11 protein-coding genes and 1 pseudogene are annotated in these 8,034 nt (G+C 31.7%); 8 read left to right on the top strand and 4 right to left on the bottom strand.

The genetic code is table 11. The features are described from left to right. The 7 genes and pseudogenes from GVN22_RS26275 to GVN22_RS26245 form a co-directional block, all read left to right on the top strand. On the top strand, nucleotides 1-773 hold a 773-nt coding region (locus tag GVN22_RS26275), incomplete at its 5' end, for a lysozyme (RefSeq protein WP_166553984.1). 11 nt (nucleotides 774-784) lie between these two features. After that, nucleotides 785-1,669 (top strand): hypothetical protein, encoded by an 885-nt coding sequence (locus GVN22_RS26270; RefSeq protein WP_166553983.1) that lies wholly within the window; start codon nucleotides 785-787, stop codon nucleotides 1,667-1,669. A gap of 81 nt (nucleotides 1,670-1,750) precedes the next feature. Next, entirely contained in the window at nucleotides 1,751-1,906 is a 156-nt protein-coding gene (locus GVN22_RS26265) for an SH3 domain-containing protein (protein WP_166553982.1), read from the top strand. A 47-nt stretch (nucleotides 1,907-1,953) separates the two neighbouring features. Then, nucleotides 1,954-2,844 carry a hypothetical protein gene (locus GVN22_RS26260; protein ID WP_166553981.1) on the top strand — a complete coding sequence of 297 codons (891 nt, stop codon included), beginning with the start codon at nucleotides 1,954-1,956 and terminating at the stop codon, nucleotides 2,842-2,844. 4 nt (nucleotides 2,845-2,848) lie between these two features. Beyond that, on the top strand, nucleotides 2,849-3,523 hold the full coding sequence (locus tag GVN22_RS26255; protein ID WP_166553980.1) for an SH3 domain-containing protein: 675 nt from the start codon (nucleotides 2,849-2,851) through the stop codon (nucleotides 3,521-3,523). 47 nt (nucleotides 3,524-3,570) lie between these two features. Further along, entirely contained in the window at nucleotides 3,571-3,819 is a 249-nt protein-coding gene (locus GVN22_RS26250; RefSeq protein ID WP_166553979.1) for a hypothetical protein, read from the top strand. Between the two features lie 300 nt (nucleotides 3,820-4,119). Next, nucleotides 4,120-4,949 (top strand): annotated as a pseudogene (locus GVN22_RS26245) (IS5/IS1182 family transposase). Nucleotides 4,950-5,179: 230 nt separating this feature from the next. Here the strand turns inward: GVN22_RS26245 and GVN22_RS26240 are convergent. Further along, on the bottom strand, nucleotides 5,180-5,620 hold the full coding sequence (locus GVN22_RS26240; protein ID WP_166553978.1) for a helix-turn-helix domain-containing protein: 441 nt from the start codon (nucleotides 5,618-5,620) through the stop codon (nucleotides 5,180-5,182). Between the two features lie 54 nt (nucleotides 5,621-5,674). Further along, a complete protein-coding gene (locus GVN22_RS26235; protein WP_166553977.1) occupies nucleotides 5,675-6,001 on the bottom strand; it encodes a hypothetical protein in 327 nt (108 codons plus the stop codon). Between the two features lie 115 nt (nucleotides 6,002-6,116). On the opposite strand from GVN22_RS26235, the gene GVN22_RS26230 reads away from it, so the two are divergent. Further along, entirely contained in the window at nucleotides 6,117-6,521 is a 405-nt protein-coding gene (locus tag GVN22_RS26230; RefSeq protein WP_166553976.1) for a hypothetical protein, read from the top strand. A gap of 215 nt (nucleotides 6,522-6,736) precedes the next feature. On the opposite strand, the gene GVN22_RS26225 is transcribed toward GVN22_RS26230, so the two are convergent. Continuing rightward, nucleotides 6,737-7,282, bottom strand: coding sequence for a hypothetical protein (locus tag GVN22_RS26225; protein ID WP_166553975.1), 546 nt, complete (start codon nucleotides 7,280-7,282; stop codon nucleotides 6,737-6,739). A 68-nt stretch (nucleotides 7,283-7,350) separates the two neighbouring features. Next, nucleotides 7,351-7,794: a tellurite resistance TerB family protein gene (locus GVN22_RS26220; protein ID WP_166553974.1), complete on the bottom strand. Its 444-nt coding sequence runs from the start codon at nucleotides 7,792-7,794 to the stop codon at nucleotides 7,351-7,353. Between the last annotated feature and the right edge of the window lie 240 nt (nucleotides 7,795-8,034).

Raw genomic sequence — 8,034 nt, 5'->3', positions numbered from 1 at the left:
ATATAGAAGTAGACCCACAAAGCAAACAAAAAGCAAGTACAGGGATAGACTTTTCAGTACCCAACTCAAGCAATATTGTCTTAAGCATCAACGTATTAGATGAAGAAAAGAAAGTAGAGAAAATCGAAGCCGTTTGGAAGTATTTGAGTGGGGGAAATGTAGGACAGGACATAAGTGATAATGGGAAAATGTCGCTTGCGAAGCAAGAGGGTGGTTGTATTCTTCATGTTTATAATGACTATAAAGGAGGGAGGTCTAATTATTGTACAGAACATTTTGATGGTAGCACTGTTAAAGCTGGTCATAAAGATAATGCTCAGTGGACTACTCTTAAATGTGAAGCTCAAAATCACTATGCTGAGATAGAACGGATTAATTTGAAAGGTTATGGGAATCCTACTATTGGAATAGGTTATATGATTCCTAATCATGCTGAATTAACGAATTACTGCATAACTAAAAATAACGGTATTACAGAAGATGAATGTTTATCACTCTTTTCGTTGAAGTTACCAAGTTATGTAAATGATTTAAAAAGTGCATTACCTGAAGGATCTCAACTCACGCAATGTCAATTTGATGCCTTAGTGAGTATTGTGTATAATAGAGGAATTACTGCATTCAAAAAGGATGAACTATATAAAAATTATATTTCAAAGAAGAAATTTAATGATCCAGGCATCAGAGATAAAATAATTAATGATAGTTCGAAACTATCAGGGAGCGACAGGCGAATCGCCGAGGCAAATTTATATCAAAATTGTACTTATTAAATTAAAAACAGATGAAAATAATACTTGTTGTTTCTCTTATACTTTTTAACATATCAGTAACCTTTTCTCAAAAAGCGATAGAGATAGGAGGTGAAAAATACATATATCAAACATTAGATTCTTCAAAGCTAGAATTACGTGGGTGGTGGAGAGTACTCCATGAAGAATATTATTATCCTGAAGATGGAACTACAAACTTAAAAAAATGGGACAAAAGGAGTTTCCACAAAAGAATGTATGTATCCGATTCCTTGTTTTATTTTTTTACTCCATCTGTTTGTTCTTTCATAGAAAAACCTAAGTATATTTTCTCGAAAATAAAATTGTGTAGTTTAGACGAAACAACACGTGGTGTAATTAATCCAGATATTACTGGAAAGGGTACAACTGTTGATATTAGAAAAGAAGATATTACAAGTGCATGTTCTTTTTTTAAAAAATTTCCAGATGATCTGCTTGGATTCAATTTGTTCGAGCTTGAAAGTTTTACAAAGTATAGTAGCGCATCGTACACCTCTTTTTTCTTTTTAAATTACAACTTGCTAGTTTGGGTTGACAATGGTAAAGTGATATATTTTGAAAGAATAAGGAATAAATCTGAGCAATATGGGTGGGATATTGAAGATGGATATAATATCATAAAATACACTGGAAATACAAGCTATATAAAAATTAATACATTTAAAGATAACTATCCTCAAGATAGTTTTTTAGAAATAATTTATAATCCACAAAAAAACTGTAATGATACTTGGTTTGATATAAGTACTTTTCCTGATTATTTTACGATTGGCGAGGGAAAATCTGTATATACTAATAATAAAACTCCTAAAATCAATAATGTAATTAAAATTCCAATTACTGAACTAATTTCTAATTACATAGTGATTAATTAGGGAAATTGTGATAGTTTGGAAGAATGGGTTTTAAAGTGGAAGATTACAAATTCCTCATTTAGAAAAATTAAAATGCTTAAAATGCCTATTTATTCTATTCCCAACAAACCGACCGCCATGTACCTCATCAAAGGCGATGAAGTAGAGATATTAGAAGAGAAAGGAGAGTGGCTCAAAATCCGTTACTATGGTAAAAAGACTATAGAAGGATGGATAAAAAAGAGTGATGTGGAGTAAAGGAATATAATTTTTTAAATAAGAAAGCCCTTAATTTTTTATAAAAGTTGAGGGCTCTCCTATTTGGCATCCAAGACACCGAAGCTAAAGATGTTAAAATAGATGCTGTTTGGAAGTATTTGGGTAGTAAAGCTCAAGAGCATCAAGCCACTTTTCCTATTACTGGAGCACAGTTACATGAGATATTTTCGGGAACTTCACAAGAGAGATGCGACGAAGTAGCAAGTATTATCAATAAATACAGTGATAAATTTGAGATAAATACCCCTCTGAGAATGGCACATTTTTTAGGACAGATAGGCACAGAAACAGTTGGATTAAAAAAACTCCAAGAAAGTACTTGTTATTCCTCAAAAGACAGAATCAAAGAGGTTTTTGGTAAAATTAAATACTGTGATTTATTTGAGGGATATGAATCTGATTTAACTGAATGTGATTCCGATGAAACACCTAAAGCATGCAACCCAGCCTTAAAAAAAATCACTTCTGATTTAGTAGTAAAGGATAAATATGTTTGTTCTAGTAATTTATTTGACTATACTTATTCATATAGAATGGGTAATGGCCCTGCCTCAACAAAAGATGGTTCAACTTTTTTAGGAAAAGGTTTTGTTCATTTGACAGGTAAAGGACAGTATCAAACTATTACATCTTTATGGAATAGTGATTCCGAAAATGCGAATAATAAGATGGAATTTGATGGTAGAGATATAGATTTACTCACAACTAACTTAGATGTAGCTATGAAAGCAAGTATGTATTTTTGGAGAAATAGCAAAAAAGTAATAATTAATAATGTAAAAAAAATAGGAGATGGCAATTCATTTGCTGACTCAGATGATCAAATATACCTAAATCAATTTGTAAATGGAGGTCAAAATGGTGCTGAAAGTCGTCAAGGAATTAAGGAACAAGCTCTTTTAATATTAAATAAATAAAATTATGAAAAAAGTATTCTTTATTTTGTTCTTAACTGCATTATTTTCATTTTGCTCACTAGGACAAAAACTAGACATCACATTGGATGTTTTGAATGGGAAATGGCATAATTTGATTGATACCAATCAATACGTACTAATTAAAGATGGAAAAACTTTAATAATATCATATTCAACGATTAACTTATATAACTTAGATAAGTATTCACCTTTTTATCTAGGAGGTTATAATCAATTACATTTTATATCAAAAAGTGATTCTACATGGGATGTTCCAAAAGTAAAAGGCAATTCCAATGATGATTTAATTCTTTGGGGTAGTGCATATACTTATTATTTTGAAGAAAATGTAGAGTTAGGGGATTTACTTGAGCTTGAAAGTACAAATAGATTTATCTATCGAAGAGTAACTTCTCTTCCAAATATCTATATACTGGAGTTGTATAAACGTGGCAAGAAAGAAGGTAAAAATTATCTTGGTGATTTACTAAGTATCAAGCTTAGAGAGATTGTAGCTTTAAAAGTTTATATCAATTCTTTTCCAAACAAATCTACCAAATTATACCTCATAAAGGGAGACCCTGTTGAAATTTTAGAGCAAAAAGGAGAGTGGCTCAAAATCCGTTATTATGGTAAAAAGACTATCGAAGGTTGGATAAAAAAGAGAGATGTAGAGTAAAAGAATATAATTTTTCAAATAAGGAAGCTCTCAACTTTTAATAAAAGTTGAGAGCTTCCTTATTTGACATCCAAGATACTGAAAATAAAGATGTTAAAATAGATGCCGTTTGGAAATATTTGGGTAGTAAAGTTCAAGAGCATCAAGCCACTTTTCCTATTACTGGAGCACAGTTACATGAGATGTTTTCGGGAACTTCACAAAAGAGATGCGACGAAGTGGCAAGTATTATCAATAAATACAGTGATGAATTTGAGATAAATACTCCCTTGAGAATGGCACATTTTTTAGGGTAGATGGGGGCATAAGACAGGTGAGTTTAGAGGCAATAGTTTTAAAGAAGGTACTTGCTATAGTGAAACAGGTAAATGGTCTATATGATTATGTTAAAATAGCTGAGGATGCTTCTATAAGAGCACAACAATATGCTTATGAGTTTTATAGAGCTGTTTCTGCTAAAACAGAGAGAACAACAACCGTAATCTTAATTGATATAGATTAAATTACATAGAAGTCATCTTGACTTTTGGTAGAATTGCTTAAAAATAAAAAAGGTTGCTGATATTTGTTTTGCGAACCATACCAAGCAACCTTTTATGTACTACGTACTTAGCAAAGATATAATAGAATCAGAAATAATTGGTTATTTACCTGAAAGAAAGCGAGGCTTTAAACCACAAGTACCTCTTAGTGAAATAATTAATTGTATTCTTTATAAATTAAGACTGGTAACCACGTTAAGGGATTCAATGGCATTTATTGTCTGTCGAAAGCTTATTCAGCACTCGTACTCTTCATTACAAAACTGTTTTCGGACATTATCGCCGTTGGTGCAAGAAAGGTATTTGGAAAAAGTGTTGGATAGAACTTTTAAAAAAATACAAGTCTTCTTTCGACCTCTCATTGGTAAATTTAGATGGAAGTCATTCGTCATGTATTCGAGGTGGCGAAGAAGTTGCTTATCAAGGTAGGAAGAAGAGAAAAACTATCAATTCACTTTAATTGACTGATAAACAAGGGTTTATGTTAGCTATGTCAACGCTAGTTTCAGGTAATCATAATGATTTATTTAACATTGAGCAGACATTTGAAGGACTTACTACCATGTTAGAGGATGCTACTATTTCAGTTGAGGTACTATTTTTGAATGCAGATGCAGGACGGTTCGCCGCTGCGATTTGACGCAGAAAAATTACATCAATTATGCCATCAAAAACAAATTATCGCCAACATTGCTCCAAACAAAAGGAACACCATTGACGAAGAACTCTACAAAGAAAGATACTCTATTGAAAGAACTAACGCATGAATAGATAGCTATAGGTCTTTGTTAAATCGCTTCGATACTAGACTTTCAAGTTGGATAGGATTTCACTTTATAGCATTTATTATCATCGCAATGAAGAAAATTAAAAAGTCAAGATGACCTCAAGGTAAAATAAGTTAGTATAGATGTTAAGATTCAGATATTTAGGTCCCAAGATAAGTAAATTAGTTTTATCTATGGGCTAAAAACAAAAAGCCCACCGTAATGGTGGGCTTTTTTTGGTAGAGAGCGAGGGATTCGAACCGTCTACAAAAAATGCTTAAAATGACCTCATTAACCCTTGGTTAATGGCCTGCCACCTAAAGTGCCACCTTTTTTCGTCAAAAAAATTAGGCTTCAGCAGCCATAATTTTTTCTTCTAATAGGTCAGGAAAGAAATAAATCACTTTCCCAGCACCCGGTCTTAAAGGGACAGGTTTAAACTTTCCCAGAAGCTGTTTTTGAATCGAAATGGTGTATTGTAATTCCTCTATTCGATTCTCATAATTTTCCTTTAGTGTTTGCCACAAAGTAGGCTCAGCTACTACTTTTTCTGTTTGTTTGAACATTTCACCTTCGCCTCTTAGTAACCAATCTGAGTTTACATTACCATAAACATCCAGGATAGTTTCTATAAACTCAAAACTTGGTTTGGTGATTCCGTTTATTACATTTCTTACAGTCGTCTGAGAGACTCCTATCGATGTTGCAAAAGTGCTTTGGTTTTTGCCAAGACGAAACATTAGTTCGCTCACTCGCTTACCTATTGCTGTTTGATTTGTTGTTTCCATAATATTTATAGTAAAGATTAATATAATCTCAAAAGCTATTTAAAGTTTTATAAGTTATGCTACTGGTGTGGGGTAATCATAACTTGATAATAGTTCTTTTTGTAATTCAATGATATATCTTAGTTCTTCTATTTTTGAATCTCTTTTTTTAACTTCTTCGTTAGCCCATACACTACCTTTCCCTATGATCAACCATTCTGCACTGATGTTTGGGTATTTTGACAGAATATTGGCAAGCATGTCAAAACTAGGTTTCTCCTTATGATTGATAATTCTTTTTATCTCAATGGGGTTTGCATAAATACTCTTAGCAAATGTGCTACAGTCAAGTTCTAAGGTACTGATAAGATGCTCAAATCTTTGTGCTACAGTATTCGTCATAATTTGTCCTAGTTGTAAGTATGATATTCCTATACATTTGAATTCAAATCAAAAAAACTCAAATTTTACTTCTAGCTTTAGCATTTAGGTGTTTAGCATATAATGAATTGCCATTATGATTGAATTTACAACAGATTACATCGATTATTTTTCAAAAATTGGCAAAATATTAAATGGTGAAAAGATTCGTATTTCAGCCACACATTTTGAGATTCGCAAAATTGTTCAGTCAACAATTTTCTTTGCTTTTCCTTACCAAGACTCCTCTGGAAAAGTGGTTACTAATGTCTGGTTACTAACAGTAAAAAAGCCTTTAATTGGTATCATAGCCGAGTCTAATATTGATTTTGAACAATTTATTGATAGCTACTTATTCAGTGACAAAATGTTAGATTGTTATAAATTAATTTCAAGTTTATCAGATGCAAATAGTAAGAGGTTTGATTCTATTTTACTTGCATGTGATGAAAACCGTAGTTTATACAACCAGTGTCGACCTTTGATTAAACCATTGTTATAATTCAGAATAATTTACTAAATAGTCCCATTACTAAAATTATAACCTCATTTTCTATGTATTCCGTTTTCTTGTCTTGGTGGAATATACCACGCTATCGATATTTTTTTCAAGGGTTCGTAGTTGGAATAAACGTTTTTGGTTTTCTAGTGAATCAGATGCAAGTCGTAATTGAATTTTTGAAAGCTCTTTTTTAGACTTTGTAATTTTTGTATTTTTTACCATAAATCCATTAACTTGGTTATAGCAGCTACTATAGCTCCTATACCCCCAACAATAGCAGATATGTGTTTTATTTTATCCCAGATTTCGCTTGAATTACCCGACTTTTTAATAGGTTGGCTTATAGGGTTTATAGGTGGTTGGTCTTTAAAATCAATACGAGACTGGCTAAAATCACCATGACCAACATTTGAACCATATACACTTCCTGTTATAATTATATTTTGCTCTTGTATGGCTTTGTTATCATTTTCTTGATTGAGTTTTTCAAACTCCAAAAGATATTTTTTCCAGCCACCATTTTCATAAACTTTTATTCCTTTTGTTGTTACTTCGATAGTTTCAATAGGTTGGTCATCACCAGTACAGGGCATCGCAACATCATGCTCGTACATTTTAGAAATAACCTTTTTGACCATTTTTCTATCAATTAAATCATGGTTCGATGGGGTTTCACAAAAGCCCCTTACATCTAAACAACATTGCACAAAGTCAGTATTTAATCTCATTAGAAGATGTTCTATCACATCGTCTTCGGTCATTTTTGGGCTGTATTTGAACATATATATTAAAAATTTCACAGCCTATTTTAGGCTGTGAAATGGATTTATTAGATACTATTTTTGGCAATCATTACCTCTACAGTTTTTTGTGTAAAGTCTTCAGTGATGTTTAAGCCTTTCTGGATGTCCTCAAGTAAAACTTCTTCTTTTTTGTCAACTACACCATCAGATAGTACCAAGTCTACACAGGCAACAAATAGAGCTTTTTTTCTTGATTCGTTAATCATCGGTAATGCTGCTGCTACTATAGCTTCAAGCCCATGTTTTTGTTTTTTAAGAAACAAATCCCTGTATAATTCAGTCAGGGGCAGGTTTCTCAAAAATTGATTTGAGTTTACTGATGCAACAAAATCTTCAATTTCTTCATCATCTACTTCTCCATCGACAGAGATACATGCAAATAAAACTGCGTAGAATGCCTCATTTTCACTTGAAAATTTTACTGTTGCTTGAGAAGGTACAGATGCAAATAATTTACTAAATAGTCCCATTGTTAAAATTTATTAGGTATTGAAAATATGATTATAAGATTAAAGAATACTTGATAATTAGATGCTTAGTTATTTTTTAAAAGTTTTTGAATAATTTTATATTCGAAAACTTTTAAATTAAAATGTTAATTATTAATATTGTGTGACAATAACAACAAAACATACTGTAAATATTACAGAATATTTTACAATTATCAATTATATTTTAGTAAAAGGTTTAAAATAGTAGATGAATGGACG

It is taken from the genome of Cellulophaga sp. BC115SP, from assembly GCF_009905545.1.
Classification (GTDB): domain Bacteria; phylum Bacteroidota; class Bacteroidia; order Cytophagales; family Spirosomataceae; genus Flectobacillus; species Flectobacillus rivi.
This window is presented reverse-complemented; position numbering and strand designations above follow the sequence as displayed.

What these genes read in the sequence shown, in the direction of transcription:
- GVN22_RS26270 (WP_166553983.1), top strand. Translation starts at nt 785, where the DNA reads ATGAAAATAATACTTGTTGTTTCTCTTATACTTTTTAACATATCAGTA.
- GVN22_RS26265 (WP_166553982.1), top strand. Translation starts at nt 1,751, where the DNA reads ATGCCTATTTATTCTATTCCCAACAAACCGACCGCCATGTACCTCATC.
- GVN22_RS26255 (WP_166553980.1), top strand. Translation starts at nt 2,849, where the DNA reads ATGAAAAAAGTATTCTTTATTTTGTTCTTAACTGCATTATTTTCATTT.
- GVN22_RS26240 (WP_166553978.1), bottom strand. Translation starts at nt 5,620, where the DNA reads ATGGAAACAACAAATCAAACAGCAATAGGTAAGCGAGTGAGCGAACTA.
- GVN22_RS26235 (WP_166553977.1), bottom strand. Translation starts at nt 6,001, where the DNA reads ATGACGAATACTGTAGCACAAAGATTTGAGCATCTTATCAGTACCTTA.
- GVN22_RS26230 (WP_166553976.1), top strand. Translation starts at nt 6,117, where the DNA reads ATGATTGAATTTACAACAGATTACATCGATTATTTTTCAAAAATTGGC.
- GVN22_RS26225 (WP_166553975.1), bottom strand. Translation starts at nt 7,282, where the DNA reads ATGACCGAAGACGATGTGATAGAACATCTTCTAATGAGATTAAATACT.
- GVN22_RS26220 (WP_166553974.1), bottom strand. Translation starts at nt 7,794, where the DNA reads ATGGGACTATTTAGTAAATTATTTGCATCTGTACCTTCTCAAGCAACA.